23 protein-coding genes are annotated in these 22,134 nt (G+C 41.9%); 21 read left to right on the top strand and 2 right to left on the bottom strand.

Annotated elements, in window-relative coordinates:
- Positions 1-61 precede the first annotated feature (61 nt).
- Complete coding sequence (locus tag ABD010_RS16260) at positions 62-1,384, bottom strand: DUF2252 domain-containing protein (RefSeq protein ID WP_343815442.1); 1,323 nt, start codon at positions 1,382-1,384, stop codon at positions 62-64.
- Between the two features lie 169 nt (positions 1,385-1,553).
- On the opposite strand from ABD010_RS16260, the gene sdaAB reads away from it, so the two are divergent.
- The 9 genes from sdaAB (at position 1,554) to rnc (ending at position 10,427) form a co-directional block, all read left to right on the top strand.
- The gene (gene sdaAB / locus ABD010_RS16255) at positions 1,554-2,216 is read left to right on the top strand and encodes an L-serine ammonia-lyase, iron-sulfur-dependent subunit beta (RefSeq protein ID WP_343815439.1); all 663 of its coding nucleotides are present in this window, start codon (positions 1,554-1,556) and stop codon (positions 2,214-2,216) included.
- Positions 2,217-2,907: 691 nt separating this feature from the next.
- Positions 2,908-3,783 (top strand): L-serine ammonia-lyase, iron-sulfur-dependent, subunit alpha, encoded by an 876-nt coding sequence (sdaAA, locus tag ABD010_RS16250; protein ID WP_343815436.1) that lies wholly within the window; start codon positions 2,908-2,910, stop codon positions 3,781-3,783.
- Positions 3,784-3,798: 15 nt separating this feature from the next.
- Positions 3,799-5,832 (top strand): ATP-dependent DNA helicase RecG, encoded by a 2,034-nt coding sequence (gene recG / locus ABD010_RS16245; RefSeq protein ID WP_343815433.1) that lies wholly within the window; start codon positions 3,799-3,801, stop codon positions 5,830-5,832.
- Between the two features lie 94 nt (positions 5,833-5,926).
- On the top strand, positions 5,927-6,520 hold the full coding sequence (gene fapR, locus ABD010_RS16240) for a transcription factor FapR (RefSeq protein WP_343815431.1): 594 nt from the start codon (positions 5,927-5,929) through the stop codon (positions 6,518-6,520).
- A complete protein-coding gene (plsX, locus tag ABD010_RS16235; RefSeq protein WP_343815428.1) occupies positions 6,504-7,511 on the top strand; it encodes a phosphate acyltransferase PlsX in 1,008 nt (335 codons plus the stop codon). Before fapR ends, plsX begins: the two co-directional genes overlap by 17 nt.
- Positions 7,508-8,449 carry an ACP S-malonyltransferase gene (gene fabD, locus ABD010_RS16230; protein ID WP_343815425.1) on the top strand — a complete coding sequence of 314 codons (942 nt, stop codon included), beginning with the start codon at positions 7,508-7,510 and terminating at the stop codon, positions 8,447-8,449. Before plsX ends, fabD begins: the two co-directional genes overlap by 4 nt.
- Positions 8,449-9,189, top strand: coding sequence for a 3-oxoacyl-[acyl-carrier-protein] reductase (fabG, locus tag ABD010_RS16225; RefSeq protein WP_343815424.1), 741 nt, complete (start codon positions 8,449-8,451; stop codon positions 9,187-9,189). Before fabD ends, fabG begins: the two co-directional genes overlap by 1 nt.
- Positions 9,190-9,405: 216 nt before the next feature.
- Positions 9,406-9,642, top strand: a complete 237-nt coding sequence (gene acpP / locus ABD010_RS16220; protein WP_077326131.1) for an acyl carrier protein — start codon at positions 9,406-9,408, stop codon at positions 9,640-9,642.
- Between the two features lie 104 nt (positions 9,643-9,746).
- Positions 9,747-10,427 (top strand): ribonuclease III, encoded by a 681-nt coding sequence (gene rnc / locus ABD010_RS16215; RefSeq protein WP_343815419.1) that lies wholly within the window; start codon positions 9,747-9,749, stop codon positions 10,425-10,427.
- A gap of 203 nt (positions 10,428-10,630) precedes the next feature.
- On the opposite strand, the gene ABD010_RS16210 is transcribed toward rnc, so the two are convergent.
- Positions 10,631-10,858: a DUF1128 domain-containing protein gene (locus ABD010_RS16210; RefSeq protein WP_343815416.1), complete on the bottom strand. Its 228-nt coding sequence runs from the start codon at positions 10,856-10,858 to the stop codon at positions 10,631-10,633.
- Positions 10,859-11,026: 168 nt separating this feature from the next.
- Between ABD010_RS16210 and smc the strand changes: the two genes are divergently transcribed.
- From smc to ylqF, 12 genes are all read left to right on the top strand, one after another.
- Complete coding sequence (gene smc, locus ABD010_RS16205; protein WP_343816361.1) at positions 11,027-14,587, top strand: chromosome segregation protein SMC; 3,561 nt, start codon at positions 11,027-11,029, stop codon at positions 14,585-14,587.
- Positions 14,588-14,602: 15 nt separating this feature from the next.
- Positions 14,603-15,601 carry a signal recognition particle-docking protein FtsY gene (gene ftsY, locus ABD010_RS16200; RefSeq protein ID WP_343815411.1) on the top strand — a complete coding sequence of 333 codons (999 nt, stop codon included), beginning with the start codon at positions 14,603-14,605 and terminating at the stop codon, positions 15,599-15,601.
- Positions 15,602-15,652: 51 nt separating this feature from the next.
- Positions 15,653-15,973, top strand: a complete 321-nt coding sequence (locus tag ABD010_RS16195) for a putative DNA-binding protein (protein ID WP_343815408.1) — start codon at positions 15,653-15,655, stop codon at positions 15,971-15,973.
- Positions 15,974-15,986: 13 nt separating this feature from the next.
- Positions 15,987-17,333 (top strand): signal recognition particle protein, encoded by a 1,347-nt coding sequence (ffh, locus tag ABD010_RS16190; RefSeq protein ID WP_343815406.1) that lies wholly within the window; start codon positions 15,987-15,989, stop codon positions 17,331-17,333.
- Positions 17,334-17,473: 140 nt separating this feature from the next.
- Entirely contained in the window at positions 17,474-17,743 is a 270-nt protein-coding gene (gene rpsP / locus ABD010_RS16185) for a 30S ribosomal protein S16 (RefSeq protein ID WP_343815403.1), read from the top strand.
- A 17-nt stretch (positions 17,744-17,760) separates the two neighbouring features.
- Positions 17,761-17,988 (top strand): KH domain-containing protein, encoded by a 228-nt coding sequence (locus ABD010_RS16180; RefSeq protein WP_343815400.1) that lies wholly within the window; start codon positions 17,761-17,763, stop codon positions 17,986-17,988.
- Between the two features lie 158 nt (positions 17,989-18,146).
- A complete protein-coding gene (locus ABD010_RS16175; protein WP_343815397.1) occupies positions 18,147-18,536 on the top strand; it encodes a YlqD family protein in 390 nt (129 codons plus the stop codon).
- Between the two features lie 11 nt (positions 18,537-18,547).
- Positions 18,548-19,063 (top strand): ribosome maturation factor RimM, encoded by a 516-nt coding sequence (gene rimM, locus ABD010_RS16170; protein ID WP_343815394.1) that lies wholly within the window; start codon positions 18,548-18,550, stop codon positions 19,061-19,063.
- Positions 19,063-19,797: a tRNA (guanosine(37)-N1)-methyltransferase TrmD gene (gene trmD / locus ABD010_RS16165; RefSeq protein WP_343815391.1), complete on the top strand. Its 735-nt coding sequence runs from the start codon at positions 19,063-19,065 to the stop codon at positions 19,795-19,797. Before rimM ends, trmD begins: the two co-directional genes overlap by 1 nt.
- A gap of 131 nt (positions 19,798-19,928) precedes the next feature.
- On the top strand, positions 19,929-20,273 hold the full coding sequence (rplS, locus tag ABD010_RS16160; protein ID WP_343815388.1) for a 50S ribosomal protein L19: 345 nt from the start codon (positions 19,929-19,931) through the stop codon (positions 20,271-20,273).
- A 176-nt stretch (positions 20,274-20,449) separates the two neighbouring features.
- Positions 20,450-21,001, top strand: a complete 552-nt coding sequence (gene lepB, locus ABD010_RS16155; protein ID WP_343815385.1) for a signal peptidase I — start codon at positions 20,450-20,452, stop codon at positions 20,999-21,001.
- Positions 21,002-21,013: 12 nt separating this feature from the next.
- Positions 21,014-21,856, top strand: coding sequence for a ribosome biogenesis GTPase YlqF (gene ylqF, locus ABD010_RS16150; RefSeq protein WP_343815382.1), 843 nt, complete (start codon positions 21,014-21,016; stop codon positions 21,854-21,856).
- The last annotated feature ends 278 nt before the right edge of the window (positions 21,857-22,134 follow it).

The following is a 22,134-nucleotide window of genomic DNA, read 5'->3' as shown; positions in this document are numbered from 1 at the left end:
TTTTTCATGGCTGACACGTCTTCATTATATAGAGACTGCCATAAATTTGGTAACCGGCGTATTACAAGTCATATTTTTTTTGGCACCACTGCTTGAACAGTCCGAAATCTTCGTTGACCTGTTGTTTATAATAGACTGTCGCAGCAATCATCTGTGAAATAAAGCCATCATATTCGTTGCCAATTGCCTTGATAATCTCCTCTTCACTCTGATGGGTGAGAATCAGTTCATCCGCACGTGCATGGGCCTTGGCGGTAACTTTTCCCATCAATTCCACCGTTTCGTTCATATTTTCCACCGTGGTCAGATCATGTGGATCAACACCTTCATCATACGGTGAGTTTTCCCGCACATAAAAATGATGATCCCCTATCGTAAAGTAGCCAAGGTATGGATCCTGCAAATATTGCATTGCTTTCTGTGCAGTGATCACCCGTTTTCCTTGATGGAACGGGTTATCCGAAAACAACTCATCATATGGAAAGAAATGCTTTGCTGCCGGCATGCGAGCTTCTTTCGCCTCAAGAACAATGTCGCCAAGATTGCCTTTCACGTTGCCTTCAATAAGGATATAATACCGTTTGAGGCCGATTGAACCGGTCCCCGCTCCTATTTTTTTCACCACGTCTTTAATTTGATAAAAATCATCGGGCTGCTTGTTTTCCGGTTCTACTGAATTTATATATTCATGCCAGTTAACTTCCAGTTCGTTCCGTTCATCGTCCGATAAGTGTACGAGTCCATCCAAGTCCTGGAATTTGCGATCCGAGCCATTAACCGTCGTAATCGCATTTAAAACTTCATTGGATTCCCGGCCTGGTAATTCCTGGACGACCTTTAATACAGGTCCTTTTGTATTTGTTTCGTCAAAATTCAAGGTGTCTGGTTGTTTGCCGTTCGTTGCAAATTCTTTCAGTTGTGAATAGTACTTCTCAAGATACGTCTGGATTAATTCATGTTGAGCATCTTCCTGGAATCCCAGCTCTTCACTGTAAAGTGCTATGCTGACAGACATTCGAAGCACATCGTAAATGTATGAACCAAAATATCCTTCATCAAAATCATTTGTGTCATATACTACGGTTCCTACTCTGTTTTTAAACGCACCAAAGTTTTCAAAATGGAGATCCCCCTGCAGCCAAGTAGGTTTGTCTGCCGGTGTATGATACGCCAGAGGCATATTCGTTACATCATAATAGAATAAAAATGCACTTCCCCGGTAAAATTGAAAAGCGCTGTTCAGCATCTTACTGTATTTGCGTTTTCGTTTATCTATATCAAGATGGAGCATACTGCCATCAAATTCATCAAGAACAGTAGCGATCGTTTCCATTCTCAATTTTTCCCGTACCTTTACGATTTGATCGTTCAAATTTTGCGTCATTATAACTTCCTCCTTAAGCTTAGCATTCAATACGGAATAATATCATGATAATAGAATGAACCAATAATGGTAAAGCAAAGATATCTGCGAATAGTATGATTCCATGTGAAGGATTTGTTATAATGGAGTATAGCGTGTTACTAAAACTGATAATTGGTGGTGTTGGGACGTGAAGTTCAATTCGGTATTTGATATAATCGGTCCGGTTATGATTGGACCATCAAGTTCACATACAGCAGGTGCAGCGCGTATCGGAAAGGCTGCAAGGAACTTATTTGGAAAAGAACCAAAATGGGCGAGGATCCATTTATATGAGTCTTTCGCGAAAACATATAAAGGACATGGAACAGACTTTGCTTTAGTTGGAGGGCTTCTTGGGTATGAAACAGATGATCCGAGAATGAGTAAAGCCCTGGAAGCTGCCAATGAGAAACATATAGATATAGAGTTTATAGAAGACAGCGCGGGTACCAATCACCCAAATACAGCACGGCTGATAATCGGTGATGATAAGGATCAGCTTGAATTGGTTGGAATTTCAATCGGTGGAGGAAAAATTGAAATTACTGAATTAAATGGTTTTGAACTTCGGCTTTCCGGAAACCATCCGGCCATTCTGATCATGCATAATGATCGTTTTGGTGCCATTGCTTCGGTAACAAAAATTCTAGCTAAATATGAAATTAATATCGGCCACATGGAAGTGAACAGAAAAGATATAGGCGAGGAAGCATTGATGATTATTGAAGTGGATCAGAATGTGGAGGATACAGTCTTAAAAGAACTGGAAAACGCCGATCACATCATCCAGATTTCTAAAATCGTTTCTTAAGGATGTTTTAATAAGGATATTTTTGTGTGTGGATTGTTGTTTTATGACAAAAAATATAAACTGCGACATAAGTGCTACGTTAATTTTTGTTGCTTCCATGCGCCGTAACCCGTCTATACTTCGCTTTTCGGGGGCGGCTGATGAGCCTCTTCGTGCTCGTCGTGTTGCAAGTGATTTCGATGAGGCAGCACTCCTCGCAGAAGAGATTGCTGACGCACTACGAGTCTCACCTAGGCCTCAGCTCCCCCAGGAGTCTTCGTGCAGACGCTGCTAGTGATATGTTTTTAATAAAAATAACAGATTACAAAGAGCAGCCTCATAGAGTCCGGGTGAGTGAAGGGTGGTGACTCCTGCGGGGACAGCACGAGTCCGAAGACCGCAGAGCGATTGGAAAAGGAAGGTCGACTAAAACTGACCTCTGCGGCCAACGTCGACATATCCCTTGCCGGGGCAAGGCCGTGCTGCGGTAAAGAAGACACAGCGATAGTGATTTTCTTGAGCTGATGTCGCACTTATGCCAGTGGTGAAAGCATCCGCCCAGAGCGATCCCGGACGGCAGGACGAGAAGCGGACATAATTATAGAAAACATTCAAAGCTGCAAAAACTTACTAATAGGCTTTGAATAAAAAAATAAATGACAGCGTTTTGATAAACAGGGATGTTATTTTGCATCAGGAGAGGGGTTTTTACATGTTTCGTACAGTTGCGGAATTAGTCGAAATAGCTGAGAAGGAAAGTATACGAATATCAGAAGTTATGATTCGTCAGGAGATGGAAACGAAAGATAAATCACGTGAAGAGGTCTTCGCGGATATGGAGAAGAACCTTGATGTCATGGAGCAGGCTGTGGAAGACAGTCTGGAGGGTGTACAGTCGGTTACCGGACTAACCGGTGGCGACGCGGTATTGATTCAGAACTATATGAAAGAAAAGAAACCGCTGTCCGGTAATTTAATGATGGATGCAGTAAGCAAAGCAATGGGAACGAATGAAGTGAATGCGGCTATGGGCACAATTTGTGCAACACCAACTGCCGGGAGTGCCGGCTGTGTTCCAGGGACATTATTTGCAGTAAAAAATCAGCTGAACCCGACACGTGAACAAATGGTGCGCTATTTATTTACTTCTGGAGCATTTGGATTTGTTGTTGCGAATAATTCATTTATTTCGGGTGCTGCAGGAGGTTGTCAGGCAGAAGTGGGATCAGCTGGAGCAATGGCATCTGCAGCAATTGTGGAAATGGCCGGTGGAAGTCCGCAGCAGTCTGCTGAAGCATTTGCCATGACACTGAAGAATATGCTGGGACTGGTCTGTGATCCTGTCGCCGGACTTGTTGAAGTACCTTGTGTGAAACGAAATGCAGGAGGATCTTCGCTTGCGATTGTATCGGCTGATATGGCATTGGCCGGAGTTACAAGCAGAATACCGTGTGATGAAGTAATTGGAGCCATGTACCGAATCGGTAAGCAAATGCCATCCAGTTTGCGTGAAACGGGTGAAGGTGGGTTGGCCGATACACCGACTGGCCGCTTGCTGAAAGAAAAAATTTTTGGGATGTCTATTTAGAAAGAGTGATGAAATATGCTAAGTGAACCGGTAACAGCAATAAAAGGTGTAGGTGAAAAGTTTGCTGATGACTTGTCTCTCATGAATATTTTTACGGTTGAAGACCTGTTGAACTACTTTCCCTACCGTTACGATGTGTTTGAGATTAAACCGCTTAGCGAATTAATTCATGAAGATAAAGTGACCATCGAGGGGAAGGTTCTCCATGAGCCTTCCCTTAATTATTATGGGAAGAAAAAGTCACGACTTGCTTTTAATGTTGAGGTTGAGGGGATTGCTGTAAAGGCAGTAATGTTTAACCGCGCATTTGCCAAAAAGCACATCAATTCGGGAGATACGATGACTTTAACAGGAAAGTGGGATGCACACCGCCTGCAGATTACCGTAAGTAATTATAAGAAGGGTGCTGCAAATGAGCAGGCAGAAATTCAGCCGATGTACTCACTGAAAGGTGATGTCACAAACTACAAGCTGAAAAAAGCAGTTAAGTCCGGGATTACGGATTATGTACATGAAGTCAGCGAAATTTTGCCTGCGCAATATTTGGATACATATAAACTTCCAGACCGCAAACATGCACTGGTAACCATGCATTTTCCAAAAAACAGAATTGATTTGAAGCATGCCAGACGAAGGTTTATATATGAAGAATTTTTATTGTTCCAGCTTAAAATGCAATTGCTGCGGAAACTGAAACGGGAAGCAACAGAAGGGAATGCACAGCATTATGATGCAGGGAGTCTTCGTGATTTTATCGGCAGTTTTCCGTTTTCCTTAACCAATGCGCAGCAAAAATCACTGAATCAGATTTTAGCGGACATGAAGTCTCCGTACAGAATGAATCGGCTCCTGCAGGGTGATGTTGGATCAGGAAAAACGGCCGTTGCGGCAATCTGCCTGTATGCATCGGTAACTTCCGGCAAGCAGGGCGCACTGATGGTACCTACAGAAATATTGGCTGAACAACATTATGAGTCGCTTTCGGAGCTATTTGGTGAAAAAGCATCGATTGTTTTACTGACTGGATCCGTCAAAGGGAAAAAGCGAAAAGAAATGACAGCTGCAATCGAAAATCATGAAGTTGACATCGTAATTGGTACCCATGCATTAATTCAGGATGATGTAAATTTTGCTGAGCTGGGCTTTGCAATAGTTGATGAACAGCATCGTTTTGGCGTGGAACAGCGCCGTACATTACGGGATAAAGGGCTTAGCCCGGATGTATTGTTCATGACCGCGACCCCAATTCCACGTACGTTGGCTATTACTGCATTCGGGGATATGGATGTGTCTACTATTGATGAGATGCCATCAGGAAGAAAGGATATTGAAACGTATTGGGTACGGGATAATACGTTGGAGCGGGTGCTGCAATTCATTGAGAACCGCGTTTCCCATGGTGAACAGGCGTATGTGATTTGTCCCCTCATTGAAGAGTCGGATAAATTGGATATTCAAAATGCTGTTGATCTTTTTCACCAACTAACCGAATTTTATGGATCAAAACTGAATGTCGGGCTAGTGCATGGACGTCTTTCAGCAGACGATAAAGAGCATATGATGAAACAATTTGCAACAAATGAGGTGCAGGTATTAGTATCAACAACTGTTGTCGAGGTTGGTGTAAACGTACCAAATGCAACGATTATGGTTATTTATGATGCGGAACGTTTTGGATTATCACAGTTGCATCAGTTGCGTGGACGAGTCGGACGTGGGGAACAACAAAGCTATTGTATTTTAATCGCCGATCCGAAAGGTGAAACAGGTAAAGAGCGAATGCGGATTATGACCGAAACGAACAACGGATTTGAACTTTCGGAACAGGATTTGAAACTCCGTGGACCTGGAGACTTTTTTGGAAAAAAGCAGAGTGGTCTTCCTGACTTTAAAGTTGCCGATATGATTCATGATTACCGGGCATTGGAGACAGCACGTCATGATGCCGAAGAGATTATTGAAAAGAACTTTCTGCAAGAGAATGCCGCTTTTTATCCATTAAAAATCCGCCTGGAAAATGAGCATCTGTTGCAGGGAAAGCTTGATTAATGGCTGACTTGCATATTTGGACGTGGTATTATATATTACTATTAGTACCAAGTCCTAGTATTCATGGACATTGTTAAATGGATGGTGCGCATAGATGAAAATTAATAAAGTGAAGCGGCAGCAATTATTGAAAGAAACGATTGATAAAACCCCTTTTATTACGGATGAAAAACTGGCAGAAAAGTATAATGTCAGCATTCAGACAATCCGCCTTGATCGGATGGAGCTTTCTATTCCTGAATTGCGGGAACGGATAAAATCTGTGGCAACTTACCAATGGAATGAAACTGTTAAAGCATTGCCCCTTGATGAGGTGATAGGGGAAATCATTGATCTTGAACTCGACAAACGGGCAATATCGATTTTGATTATTCAAAAAGAGCATGTGTTTTCCCGGAACAAAATTGCCAGGGGGCATCACTTGTTTGCACAGGCAAATTCGCTTGCCGTTGCGGTAATTAATGATGAACTTGCTTTAACGGCAAAATCCGAACTAAAATTTATGCGTCAGGTGAAAGAAGGGGAACGCGTTGTTTCCAAAGCTATCGTTGAAGGAAATGATGACAAAGGGCTGACAATTGTCCGGGTCAATAGTTTTGTAGAAAATGAGAAGGTATTTACCGGGTTATTTTTTATGTACAGATCAAATGATCAAAAAGGAGACAATCCCAATGAGAATAGCAATTGATGCCATGGGAGGCGATCATGCACCTGATGAGATTGTTTCAGGTGCACTTGATGCTGTTTCCCGGATAAATGATTTAAATATTACGTTGGTGGGAAATGAAAAAAAGATAAAGCCTTTACTAACCGCTAAGAAAAATATCACGATTATTCATGCCGATGAGATTATTACATCAGAGGATGAGCCTGTTCGGGCGGTCAGACGGAAAAAGAATTCTTCACTTGTATTGGCTGCCACAGAAGTGAAAGAAGGCAGGGCAGATGCATGTATATCGGCTGGTAATACCGGTGCATTAATGAGTGCCGGATTGTTCGTCGTTGGAAGGATTCCAGGCATCGATCGCCCGGCATTGAGCCCAACTTTGCCGACTGTGGACGGAAAAGGGTTCCTGCTGCTTGATGTAGGTGCAAATGTGGATGCAAAAGCACACCATTTAGTGCAGTATGCCATCATGGGGTCTATCTACAGTGAAAAAGTTCGGTCCGTCGCCAAGCCCAAAGTGGGACTTTTAAACGTTGGCACCGAGGATGGAAAAGGGAATGATTTGACCAAAAAAGCATTTACCCAATTACAGGCCGCCCCGATTAATTTTATCGGCAATGTGGAAGCACGTGATATTCTGTCCGGAGTTGCTGATGTTGTGGTGACAGATGGCTTCAGTGGAAATATCGCTCTGAAAACAATTGAAGGCACTGCCATGACCATGTTTTCCATGCTGAAGGAAACGTTTATGTCATCGATGAAAACAAAGCTTGCAGCAGGAATGGTAAAACGTGATCTAAGCGGACTGAAAAATAAACTCGATTATTCCGAGTACGGTGGTGCCGGGTTATTTGGTCTGGCAGCACCAGTGATTAAAGCGCATGGATCGTCAAACAGCCGTGCAATTTTCAATGCTATCAAGCAGGCAACATATATGGTTAATCATAATGTAACATACACGATTGAAACGACGATAAAAGGAATTGATTTGGACAAGGGGGAAAACGAATGAAACGCATCGCATTTATGTTTCCTGGTCAAGGCTCACAAACGGTCGGGATGGGGAAAGCATTTTATGATGAATATCCGGATGTTCAGGAATTATTTCATGAGGCAGACCAACTGTTGGGAAAAGAAATGTCAACCATTATGTTTGATGGCTCCAAAGAGAAATTGACAGAAACGGAAAATGCACAGCCTGCACTTCTTTTAGCAAGTATTGCTGCCCATACATTACTTGTTAAGGAAGAAGTGCAGCCAGTCATGGCAGCGGGTCACAGTTTAGGAGAATACAGTGCACTTGTTGCTGCGGGAGCAATTTCCTTTGAGGAAGCATTGCCACTGGTTGCCAAGAGGGGCAGACTGATGGAAGAAGCATTTCCGAAAGGTCAGGGTTCAATGGCAGCAGTGCTGGGAATGTCTCAGCAAGATATCGAGGCAGTATTACAACAATTACCGGAAGGCGAAGCAGTAGATTTGGCAAACCTGAATTGCCCCGGACAGATTGTGATTTCCGGGTCAAAGGAAGGTATCGATAAGGCCTCTGCTTTATTGAAAGACAGTGGGGCCAAACGTGTCCTGCCGTTAAATGTCAGCGGCCCATTCCATTCAAGGCTGATGAAACCGGCAAATGAACAGTTTTCCAAAGAACTGAATGAAATTGATTTCAAGAATGCCAGCATCCCAGTTTATGCAAATGTAACAGCCAAACCGGTTACAGAAAAGGAAGAAGTAAAAGATTTACTCATAAAGCAGCTATATTCTCCGGTTCGTTTCGAGGAATCCATTCGTGGCATGATCCAGGAAAATGTTGATGCAATTGTGGAAGTGGGAAATGGTAAAGTATTAAGTGGTTTAGTACGGAAGATAGACCGCAGCGTAAAAACTTTTACCATACAGGATCCGGCTTCGTTGGATGAATTTTTATCCTGGTACAGGGAGGAATCGTAATGTTGAAGGGAAAGAGCGCACTTGTAACAGGAGCATCTCGGGGAATCGGCCGTTCGATAGCACTGGAATTGGCGAAACAAGGGGCAAATGTTGCCATCAACTTTGCAGGAAATGAAGCGAAAGCACAATCCGTTGTTGAAGAAATTGAGCAATTGGGTGTAAAATCTTTTAAAGTACAGGCAGATGTTGCGAATGGTGATCAGGCAAAAGCGATGGTAAAGGAAGTAGCCAATGAATTTGGAAGCCTCGATATCCTTATTAATAATGCGGGGGTAACGCGGGATAACCTGTTGATGCGCATGAAAGAAGAGGAATTTGATCAGGTCATCAATACGAATTTAAAAGGTGTATTCCAATGCACCAAAGCAGTTGCCAGACAGATGATGAAGCAAAAGTACGGACGAATTGTAAACGTCGCTTCCATTGTCGGGGTTAGCGGTAATCCCGGCCAGGCCAATTATGTTGCGGCCAAGGCCGGCGTAATCGGACTGACCAAATCGACTGCGAAAGAATTTGCATCCAGAAATATTCTGGTTAATGCGGTTGCACCTGGATTTATTTCAACTGACATGACGGATGCACTGTCAGACGAACAAAGAGAAAGCATGCTTGCAATGATTCCACTTGCTAAATTGGGTACACCCGAAGATGTGGCAAAAGTGGTTCGCTTCCTCGCCTCAGATGATGCAAGCTACATTACCGGACAGACTATCCACATTGACGGCGGAATGGTAATGTAGGGTGAAAGGCGGAAGTGCCCGTTTAGCGACGTATAAACTGGACTGAACCGGAGGAGATAAAGAAAACACGGTGAGCTTCAGCGAACCGATGTTGCCTTATCGTACGGAGGTGAAGGAAGTTTACTAGTCGCTGGGTACTGGAGCTAGAGGATGAAAGGCGGAAGTGCTGATCACTTCAAACGAAAGGATTACCTTATTGAAAGGGGGTGAAGTATTATGGCAGACGTATTTGATCGCGTAAAAGATATCATTGTCGATCGTTTGGATGTGGATGAATCAAAAGTGACCATGGAAGCCTCTTTCAAAGACGATTTAGAAGCGGATTCTTTGGACGTTGTGGAGCTTGTTATGGAGCTTGAGGACGAATTTGATATGGAAATCGCTGATGAAGAGGCAGAGAAGATTAATACAGTAGGTGATGCTGTTAATTACATAAACAGTACTCAATCCTGACTATTTGAGAAAGTCTCGCATTGGGCGAGGCTTTCCGTATATTTACAAGATAGATTAATTTTTTATAAACTGATTAAAACAGTAATGAAAAGTGGTGATAAAGTATGAAAATTTCAGTCTTGCAGGAAAAGCTGGGAATTACTTTCCAAGACCATGACCTGCTTAGACAAGCTTTTACGCATTCATCCTATGTGAATGAGCATCGTGAAGGGAAGTTTTCGGATAATGAACGTCTGGAATTTCTTGGGGATGCAGTTTTGGAATTAGGGGTATCCCAATATTTGTATCAGACTAAACAAAAAATGGCAGAAGGGGAATTGACTAAATTGCGCGCATCCATCGTATGCGAACCATCACTTGTTAATTTTGCCCGTGAATTGAACTTTGGTGACCATATCCTGCTGGGCAAAGGTGAAGAACAAACAGGTGGGCGTGAACGTCCTGCTTTGCTGGCAGATGTTTTTGAGGCTTTTCTGGGTGCGCTTTATCTTGATCAGGGGTATGATGTTGCGATTCAGTTTTTAGAGAAATATGTTTTTCCGAAAATATCAACAGGTGCTTTTTCGCATGCGATGGATTATAAAAGCCAGTTGCAGGAGCTTGTCCAACAGCACCGGAATCATAATATTGAATATACTATTACCGGTGAAAATGGTCCCTCCCATAACAAAGAGTTTGTCGCACAGGTTTTGATTAAAGGCGATGTCGCCGGCGATGGTTCCGGCCGTACCAAAAAAGAAGCGGAACAACGCGCGGCAAAAGATGCATTGGATAAATTTGAATGAGTTGAACCATCAAAAATGGCTGCCGGCAAAACGACAGCCATTTTTGATGTAAGCTTTGATAAAAATAATAATGCATTTATTTGGGAATCGCGCATATCTTATGCAGAAGCGCGCATATCTGATACAAAAACGAGCATATTGGTTATAAAATCGCGCATATCTTCCGTTCGAACGGTAATTGTGGTTTACAATTTTACGAGTAGTTATGTATCTTTTCTTACGGATCGCAGCTCGTCAATAAATGCCTGGGTTTCCGGTGCGCTTAACTGTCCCTTTTGTTTGATCATATCGTACATAAGTTTTAGCTCCCCGTATTTTTCCAAATCATAATCTTTTGGATCCAGAATTTCGCGATTAACGACATTCAGGTTTTCGGCCAGCTCATCCAGGATAAACTTCAGATTTTCTTGTGTAGGGTTTTCTAAATTCATCTAAACACCTCAATTACTTTAATTTTTTGTAACCTGGCCAATCACATGTGTACTTTGTGATATGCCTTCTTTTGTTCCTTTCTTTATGATAAAATAAATGCGATAAAAAACCAAATGGAATATGGTACATATATTAAACAATCCTCTAGCAGGAAACGGAGAATGAAGATGTATTTGAAACGATTGGAAAGCGTTGGGTTCAAGTCATTTGCTGAACGAATTAATGTTGATTTTGTTCCCGGTGTGACAGCGGTGGTTGGTCCTAACGGAAGCGGGAAAAGCAATATAACGGATGCTATTCGCTGGGTACTTGGTGAACAGTCAGCAAGGTCATTGCGCGGGTCGAAGATGGAAGACATTATTTTTCAGGGCAGTGATACAAGAAACCCATTAAATGTTGCCGAGGTTACACTTGTGCTGGAAAACAGTGACAATGTGCTGCCACTTGACTATGAAGAAGTCAGTGTAACAAGACGTGTGTATCGTTCAGGTGAAAGTGAATTTTATATTAATAAACAGTCATGCCGTCTGAAAGATATTATTGATTTGTTTATGGATTCCGGTCTTGGACGTGAAGCATTCTCCATTATCAGCCAGGGAAAAGTAGAGGAAATTTTAAGCTCGAAATCGGAAGAACGCCGTACTATTTTTGAAGAAGCTGCGGGTGTACTGAAATATAAGCAACGGAAAAAGAAAGCGGAGTATAAACTGGCGGAAACACAGGAAAATTTGAATCGTGTGGAAGATATTATTCATGAAATTGAACAGCAAATTGACCCGTTACAGGAGCAGGCTGAAACTGCAAAAAAATATCTGGATAAAAAGGATCAGTTGAAGCAGCATGAAATATCACTTTTAGTTACGGAAATTGAACAATTTCATGAAAAGTGGGAAGCGTTACTTAACGAATTGGAAAATGAAAAGCTGGAAGAAATCAATTTGAAAACTTCGATTCAACAAAATGAAGCTAAATTGGAAAATCATCGCTTGGAAGTTCAGAATGCGGATGACAAAATTGAGAGATTGCAAGCTGATCTATTGTCAACCACCGAAAAACTTGAACGTTATGAAAGTAAAAAAAGGGTTTTTAACGAACGCACAAAACATTTTGCGGAGAATAAGCAAAAATTGGAAACGCAAAAAAAAGAAGCAGCAGATAAAATCGAACAGTTACGACATGAACTGAACGATGAAAATAAAAAACTCTCGAATGTTCGGGAAAGCCGGAAGCACACGAAACAGCGTGTAACAGAACTTGAAACAAAATTATCAACGGAAACTGACAGTCTGTCTGAGCAAATAGAGGAATTGAAATCGGATTATATCGAATACCTGAACAATCAGGCTGCGAAACGAAATGAAAAACAATCCATTCAGGAACAAATACGGCAGATTTCCGGAAAGAAAGACCGTAAATACGAAAAATATGCCAGTCTATTGGATGAGCGAAAAGCCATTAAAACAGAACAAGAGAGCTTACGGTCTGACTTAAGTGAACAGGAAAAAAATTATAACAAACAGTCTGATGCTTTCCAACAGATGAAGGAAGATTTAAGCAACAAACGGAACGCCTTTCAGGAATCCCAGACGAAACTTTATCAAGGTTATCAGCACTTGGAAAAGCTCAACTCGAAGAAAGAAATGCTCGAGGACATGAAAGATGATTTCCAGGGATTCTTTTATGGCGTAAAAGAGGTTTTAAAAGCCCGTGAGGATAAAAAATTAAACGGTATTTACGGTGCGGTAATAGAGCTTATTAACGTTCCGAAACAATACATCACAGCTATTGAAACCGTTTTGGGCGGACAGGCACAGCACGTTGTTGTTGACGAAGACCGAACAGCACGTCAGGCGATTAATTGGCTGAAAAAAACCAACAACGGGCGGGCCACATTTTTGCCGCTGGATTCAATCCAGCCGCGTTTTATCCCGAATGACGTATTGGCTAAGGCTGAAAGACATAAAGGATTTATTGGTATAGCAGCTGACTTGGTATCAAGTGAATTTCAAAAGGCTGTAAAGCATCTGATGGGACATGTTCTTGTTGCGGAAACATTAAAGGATGCCAACGAAATAGCCTCGATTGTCCATCGGAAAAATCGGGTTGTTACGTTGGAAGGGGACGTTGTAAACCCGGGAGGATCCATGTCAGGTGGTGCGAAAAAGAAAATCAGTCAATCGTTGTTTACTAGAGAGAAAGATCTGCAGGAAATCAGTGATAAACTGACTGAATTTCGGAAACGGGCAAAATCGTTTGAACAAAATGTCAATCAAAAAAAGCAGACAATCAACACGATGGAACAACAATTGCAGGAGCTGGAACAAACAGTTACAGTAGAACAAGAGAAATTGCAGAGTCTTCGTGAAAAATATAACGAAACAGAGATGAAGCTTGCTTCGCTGAATGAAAATCTTTCATTTTACGATCAGGATAATCAGCAATTTGATCGGGATGAAAGCGAGCTTCAAACTCGTGACGAACAGCTGACAAATGATCTGCAGGAATTGGCCGTTCACCTTGAAAATATTCAAGGTGAACTAAGTCATCGTACTACTCAAAAAGAAGAACTGCAGGAGAACCGAGAACAAATACGGCATGATTTGCAGCAGGCGCAGGTTTCTCTCGCAGAACAGGAAGAACGAGCTAATAGCCAGCGTGAAAAAAGAGATGCGGTCCAAAAACAGCTGACGGAATATAATACACAATTTTCAAGCTATGCTGCAGAACTTGATGAATTGGTTGATCTGGAAAGCACTACGGAAACGGAAGAAGAAATGGAGCAAACGTTGCAGAGCGTAAAGTCAGATAAAGATTCACTTGCAGAGAAAATTCAACAAGTGCGCACCAACAGGTTAAAGCTTACTCAGCTGATTCAGGACCAGGAGCGTGAGTTGAAGGAAGAAAATAAAAACCATCAGGCGTTTTTGCAAGCTCTTCAGCAGAAAGAGGTAAAAGCAAACCGTCTTGATGTGGATTTGGAAAACAGATTGTCCAAACTTCAGACAGAGTATACAATGACATTTGAAAAAGCTAACAAAATGTATGACAAAACAGAAGATCCGAATGAAACCCGGGCAATGGTGGAACAGCTTAAACAGTCTATCGATCAGCTTGGGACCGTTAATTTGGGGGCCATTGATGAATATGACCGGATTTCCGAACGGTATACATTTTTATCGGATCAGAAAAATGATTTGGTAGAAGCTAAACAGACGTTATATTCCGTGATAGCTGAAATGGATGAAGAAATGACAAGCAGGTTTAGTGATACATTCAACCAAATCAAGGATGAATTTGCAGCTGTATTCCAGCAATTATTTGGCGGAGGACGTGCGGAGTTGAAGTTAACCGACCCGAAAAACTTGCTCGATACCGGTGTTGATATTGTTGCACAGCCCCCCGGGAAAAAACTGCAGCACCTTGGTCTCTTATCCGGCGGGGAACGTGCGCTCACAGCAATTTCACTACTGTTTGCCATTTTACGTGTGCGTCCTGTGCCGTTTTGTGTACTTGATGAGGTCGAAGCAGCACTTGATGAAGCAAATGTATCCCGATTCGCCAAATATATCAAAGTATATAGTGAAAAGACACAGTTCATTGTCATTACACACCGGAAAGGTACAATGGAAGAAGCCGATGTCCTTTATGGTGTTACCATGCAGGAATCCGGTGTTTCCAGATTAGTTTCGGTACGCCTGGAGGATACGAAAGAGCTAGTAAATTCATAAGGAGGAACCATAAATATGGGCTTCATGGACAAATTAAAAAATAAATTTAAACAAAATGAAGAAACCGAAGAAGTTTCCAAAACATATAAGCAGGGCATGGAAAAAACACGCAATTCGTTTTCGGGCAAAATCAATGATTTAATTGCGCGGTATCGTAAAGTTGATGAGGATTTTTTCGAAGAGCTGGAGGAAGTGCTGATTTCGGCGGATGTTGGTGTATCCACAGTAATGGACCTGATTGATGAACTAAAAATGGAAGTGAAACGACGTAATATAAAGGACTCCGCGGAAGTTAAAGAGGTAATATCAGAAAAACTGGTGGAGATTTATTATGGAGATGACGATGAGGATCTGGAAGAGCTCAACATCCAGAATGGAGAACTGTCCATAATTTTGGTTGTTGGAGTTAATGGAGCCGGCAAAACAACATCAATCGGTAAACTTGCCTATAAACTGAAGCAGGAAGGCAAAAATGTTGTATTGGCGGCAGGCGATACATTTCGTGCCGGTGCCATCGAACAGCTTGATGTCTGGGGTGAACGTGCCGGGGTTGATGTGATTAAGCAGAGTGAGGGCAGTGACCCGGCAGCAGTAATTTTTGACGGAATCAAATCGGCAAAATCACGAAATGCCGATGTGCTGATCTGTGATACTGCTGGACGTTTACAAAACAAGGTGAATCTGATGAACGAATTGGCCAAAGTAAAACGTGTGATTGAGCGTGAGGTACCCAGTGCTCCACACGAAGTATTACTTGTTCTTGATGCGACTACCGGACAAAATGCAATGAGTCAGGCGAAAACATTCTCGGAAGCTACCGATGTATCCGGAATTGTTTTGACGAAACTTGATGGGACTGCTAAGGGCGGGATTGTTCTGGCAATCCGTAATGAACTGCAGATTCCGGTGAAATTTGCCGGGCTGGGTGAAAAAATGGAGGACTTGAGGGAATTTAATGCCCATGCCTTTGTATATGGATTATTTGCTGATCTCCTTGAAGAAACCGCTGAATAATGATAGTATTACTTTTGTAAAGGGATTTCACTTAACAAGGGGTGATATAAATTGTTGGAAAAGACAACACGGATCAATTATTTATTTGATTTCTACCAGGAACTATTAACCCCTAAACAGCGCAATTATATGGAAATGTATTATCTGGAAGATTATTCGCTTGGTGAGATTTCAGAACTGCTGGAGGTATCACGTCAAGCTGTATACGATAATATCAGGCGTACAGAAACAATGCTTGAATCGTATGAATCCAAGTTGAAGCTTTATGCGAAGTTTCAGAAACGACAGGGTATTTTGGTAAAAATGGATAAAGAAAGTCCACCAGATAGTGTGTTTCGGACACTGATAAATCAATTAAAAGAATTAGATTAGGAGGACACCTTCTATGGCATTTGAAGGATTGGCCGACCGTTTACAAAGCACAATGAAAAAAATTACAGGTAAAGGGAAGGTATCTGAGCAAGACGTCAAAGAGATGACACGCGAGGTACGGCTTGCTTTACTTGAGGCTGACGTAAACTTTAAAGTGGTAAAAGATTTGATAAAACGTATTAGGGAACGTGCTGTTGGTCAGGAGGTCATGGAGAGTCTGACCCCGGGACAGCAGGTTATTAAGGTGGTAAAAGAAGAATTAACAGCCTTAATGGGCGGTGAACAAAGTAAAATTGCCGTGGCTGACAGGCCGCCAACCGTGATTATGATGGTCGGTTTGCAAGGGGCGGGTAAGACAACGACAACCGGTAAACTTGCCAACCACCTGCGGAAAAATCACAATCGTACACCGCTTCTTGCGGCATGTGATATTTATCGTCCGGCGGCGATCGACCAACTGGAAACACTGGGACAGCAACTGAGTATGCCGGTTTTTTCAAAAGGGACGGATGCAAACCCGGTCGATATTGCAACGGAGGCCATTGAACAGGCAAAAGCTGAACATAATGATTATGTCATTATTGATACAGCGGGGCGTTTGCATGTTGATAACGATCTAATGGATGAACTGGAACAAATAAAGACAGCAGTTAAACCGGATGAGATTTTCCTTGTTGTCGATGCAATGACCGGTCAGGACGCTGTTAACGTTGCGGATAGTTTTAATGAACAGCTTGATATATCCGGAGTTGTTTTGACAAAACTTGATGGTGACACCCGTGGAGGCGCTGCCTTATCCATCAAAGCGGTGACGGATAAGCCAATTAAATTTGCTGGTACTGGTGAAAAACTGGATGGACTTGAGGCATTTCACCCTGAACGGATGGCATCCAGAATACTTGGGATGGGTGATGTACTATCCCTTATTGAAAAAGCACAGACAAATGTTGACGAAAAACAGGCAAAAGAACTGGAAGAAAAAATGCGTACCATGTCATTTACCTTTGATGACTTTCTGGAACAGATGGGTCAGGTTAAAAGCATGGGACCACTTGAAGATTTGATGGCTATGATTCCGGGTGCCAATAAAATGAAAGGGCTGAAAAATGCTCAGCTTGATGAGAAACAACTGTCACATGTCGAAGCAATTATTCAATCCATGACCAAGAAAGAGCGGCAGGATCCAAGCATAATGAATGCGAGCAGAAAAAAACGGATAGCTAAAGGATCGGGAACTTCTGTTTCTCAGGTAAACCGTTTGCTTAAGCAATTCAATGAAATGAAAAAAATGATGAAACAAATGACTGGAATGCAGAAAGGCAAAAAAGGTAAAAGCGGAATGAAGTTTCCGTTTATGTAAACAGAGAGAGTGGATAATGAAGCAGACTGTGAAGTTGTTTTTCGATTGTTCATGATGTAATGTAAAAACACTTTACAGACCTTACACTTTCTGTTAGAATCTAAAATTGTGTAAAACATATTTATTGGAGGTGCAAAAACATGGCAGTTAAAATCCGTTTAAAGCGTATGGGGTCCAAAAGAAACCCATTTTATCGTGTGGTAGTTGCAGATTCACGTTCACCACGTGACGGTCGGCTGATTGAGCAGATTGGAACTTACAATCCTGTTGTTAATCCAGTTGAAGTTAAAATAGATGAAGATAAGGCATTGGATTGGATGACGAAAGGCGCTAAGCCGAGCGATACTGTTCGTAACCTTTTCTCAAAAGAAGGCATCATGAAAAAATTCCACGACCAGAAAAATCAATAGTAAAGTAGTGTGATATCATGAAAGCCCTAATTGAAACGATTGTTACACCATTAGTCGATTACCCTGAGGACATCGTTGTTAAGGAAACGGAAGAAGAGACGAAAGTCATCTATCATCTTACTGTTAACGAAAACGATGTCGGTAAGGTCATCGGCAAAAACGGCCGCATTGCTAAAGCAATCCGAACGGTTGTTTACGCAGCCAAATCGGACGTCAACAAACGAATTTATTTGGATATTATGTAAAGGGAGAGGGAGACCTTTCCCTTTTTAAGCAGATAAGAGTATAAAATCGTTCTTACTGCATACGTGCAACTAAGGCTGTCACCTAAACTCTTGGTGACAACCAAGTTTTCTAAACATTTGTACCTATAACTAAACTGTTTAGAGAGTGAGGAACAGTAGTGCAAATCATTAAAAAGGTCCTGATTAAACAAATTGTTACCGAGAAAAGCAAGGAGAATTTGCATAAAAAATTTTATGATCATAAAATGCGGCTTGAACAAGAGTGTCAACAGCTGTTATTTGAACAGCGCAAGTTATTGAACAGGTCCGGTGTTTCCAAACAGGAGCTTTCTCAAAGGTTTCAGCAGGAGATTAAGAACCGTAAAGAAAAAATAAAATTGGCTGAGTTTAAAATCGAACAATTGGATATGCTGGAAATCGGCAGTGAAATCACTGAAAAAGAGGTTGAGGCTCTTGTTGAAGTGACGGAAGGTTCGCATTGGGAAGAAATTTTAGAGGAAACGGCGATTGTCATCAAAGACGATATAGTCGTTCGTATTGATGGGTAGCAGGTGAAATCATGACAGAAAAAATGTTCAACGCAGGGAAAATAATCAATACACATGGAATTAATGGTGAAGTAAAAGTGCTGCGTATTACCGATTTTGAGGAACGCTTTGTGTCGGGAAATTTATTGTATCTGGAAAACGAGAACGGGCAGCAGCTTGAACTGGAAATCGCCACTCATCGTATCCATAAAGGATATGACCTGATCCGGTTTAAGGGATACGATACGATTAATGATGTGGAACAATTTAAAGGTGGTTTTCTGAAAATCACTTCGGAACAGTTAACAGAACTGGACGAGAATGAATTTTACTATTATGAAATCATTGGGTGTGACGTTTATACTGTAAATGATGAAAAAGTTGGTGTGATCAAGGAAATTTTATCACCGGGTGCTAATGATGTATGGGTGGTGAAGCGGCATCAGGAAAAAGATGCATTGCTGCCCTTTATAGAGGATGTAGTAAAGCAGGTGGACATTTCCGCCAAAAAAGTGATTATTGAACCGATGGAAGGGCTGCTCGACTAATGCATATTGATGTCTTAACGTTATTTCCCGAATTGGTTTCAAGCGTATTCAACCATTCGATTTTGAAGAAAGCAAATGACAAAGCAAAATACAGCTATAACCTGGTAAATTTTCGGGACTATACGGAAAACAAACATTCCAAGGTTGATGACTATCCATACGGCGGCGGTGCCGGCATGGTATTAACCCCGCAGCCGATTTTTGATGCAGTGGATGATCTGAAAGAAAAACAATCGACAAAACCGCGGGTTATCCTGATGTGTCCACAAGGGGCAACATATAACCAAAACAAGGCGGAAGAACTGGCTAAAGAGGACCATCTTGTGTTCATATGCGGTCACTATGAAGGGTATGATGAACGAATCCGGGAACATCTTGTTACCGATGAAATTTCTATTGGTGATTATGTTTTAACCGGAGGAGAACTTGGCGCGATGGTCGTGATTGACAGTGTGGTCAGACTTTTGCCGGAGGTTCTTGGAAATGAGGATTCTGCACCAAAGGATTCATTTTCAACCGGATTGCTGGAGCATCCGCATTATACACGCCCTGCTGATTTTAGAGGAATGAAGGTGCCGGACGTACTGCTGTCCGGCAATCATGCAAAAATTGAAGCATGGCGTCGCAAAGAATCTTTGAAACGAACATATGAAAGACGTAAAGATTTAATTGATGCTGATTTATTGTCCAAAAATGATTTAAAAATCTGGGAAGAGCTTAAGAACAATTATTAAAATATTGTTGAACTCACCGTAACAGTGTGGTATATTAATTGTTGTTCTTAAAGTATTTACTTTAAGCGTAAAAACGATGTTCCGCTTTCCCGTAGCCGGATATGAGCATTGGTTTGGAAGGAGTGACTAGGATGCAAAAACTGATTGAAGAAGTCACAAAAGATCAGCTTCGCACGGATCATCCTGATTTCCGTCCCGGAGATAAGGTAAAGGTCCATGTGAAAGTTGTTGAAGGTTCACGTGAGCGTATTCAGGTTTTTGAAGGTGTTGTTATTAAACGCCAAAACGGTGGAATCAGTGAAACATTTACAGTAAGAAAGCTTTCTTACGGTGTTGGTGTTGAACGTACATTTCCGTTGCATTCACCTCGAGTTGCAAAGATTGAAGTTTCTCGTCGTGGTATTGTCAGGCGCGCTAAACTATACTATCTTCGCAATCTTCGCGGAAAAGCAGCACGTATCAAAGAACGTCGATAGAGAAATTATTGTAGGGAAAGGAGCTTCGCTTATATGGTGCAAGCTCCTTTTTTGTTGATAACATTGTAAAGTATCATTTGGTTGGAGCGAATGCAGGTGACTTCCAATCTGAGTGATGAATCAGAATCAATGCTATACGTAACAACAATGATTAGGTTAGTGCTGGAGGGGAATATATGAAGAAACGGAAAAGTGAATGGTTTGAGTGGACGAAGGCATTATTAATTGCTTTTGCGTTAATTTTTATTGTTCGGACTTTCTTTTTTGCTCCTATTGTTGTTGATGGTCCATCCATGATGCCGACACTTCACGACAGGGATCAAATGATAGTCAACAAAATTATTTATGATGTGGCTGAACCGGAGCGATTCGATATTGTTGTTTTTCATGCTTCCGATAGAAAAGACTTTATTAAACGGGTTATTGGTTTACCTGGTGAGCATGTAGCCGTTAAAGAAGATCAACTGTTTATTGATGGAAAAAAAGTAGATGAACCTTTTATAGACCAGATGAAAAAAGGGGAAAATACATATACAGATGATTTCAGACTGGAAGAACTTCCGGGTGGTTATGAAAAAATCCCTGAAGGCCATGTGCTCGTATTGGGGGATAACCGGGGAAATTCAACTGACAGCCGGATTTTGGGTTTAATATCCATGGATAAGATTGTTGGAACTGCTAATTTAATCTACTGGCCGTTTGACCGAATGCAAATAATGAATTATTAGGGTGAATAAATAATGACGATACAGTGGTTTCCGGGACATATGGCAAAAGCTAAGCGTGAAGTGGAAGAAAAACTGAAATTGGTTGACTTTGTGATGGAGTTAGTGGATGCGCGCGCGCCATTCTCCTCACAAAATCCGATGCTTCAGCAAATACTGCTGGATAAACCTAAAATGATGGTATTTATGAAAAAGGATTTGGCTGATGAACGGCAAACAGAAGAGTGGATTGCTTATTTCAGAGCAATTGGTATACCTGCAGTTGCTGTCAATGTCAACAATAAGGCAGACATAAAAGAAGTGATTCGGCTTGGCAAGAAACTGAGCCAGTCAAAAATGGATAAGCTTAAGAAAAAAGGAATTAACCCGAGACCTGGAAGGGGCATGATTTTGGGAATTCCCAATGTAGGCAAATCTTCTTTGATCAATCGGCTAGCCAATAAAAAAATTGCAAAAATAGGTGATAAGCCAGGAGTAACCAAACAACAGCTGTGGATAAAAGTTCAAAATGAATTTGAACTTTTGGATACGCCGGGGATTTTATGGCCAAAATTTGAAGATGAACTGGTTGGTTACCGGTTGGCAGCAATCGGTACGATTAAAGATAAACTGCTTTCCATGCAGGATATCGTAGCATTCGTTATTACATATATGCAGGAGCACTATCCGGAGCAACTCATGGAGCGCTATTCGATTGATTCGGAAATGGATGACATGTGGGATGTTTTCGTATTGATTGGCAAACGACGGGGAGCTCTTGAAAGCGGCGGCAACGTAAACTTTGACAAAGTATCAGACCTGGTAATTCGTGATCTCAGAACCGGAAGACTTGGCAGAATCACGCTGGAAACACCATAACAAGACTAGTAATCATCGTGGGGATCCTTCCGGGAATTGTTGCACTTTTGCTCTCACAGTTGAACAAAACTGCGACGTAACTGCTGGAATGTGTTCTATAATCATGTCCGCTTCTCACCCTGCCGTCCGGGATCGTTCCGGGCGGATGCTTTCCGCGGGCACGGCCTCAGTCCCCTTGAGAAAACCACTCTGCGGGGTCTTCGGACTCGTGCTGTTCCCGCAGGAGTCACCGCCCTCCACTCACCCGGACTAGTGTAGTGGTATTGTCCGTTTTTCTA

The organism is Virgibacillus siamensis (assembly GCF_039522605.1).
GTDB lineage: Bacteria > Bacillota > Bacilli > Bacillales > Amphibacillaceae > Lentibacillus > Lentibacillus siamensis.
This window is presented reverse-complemented; position numbering and strand designations above follow the sequence as displayed.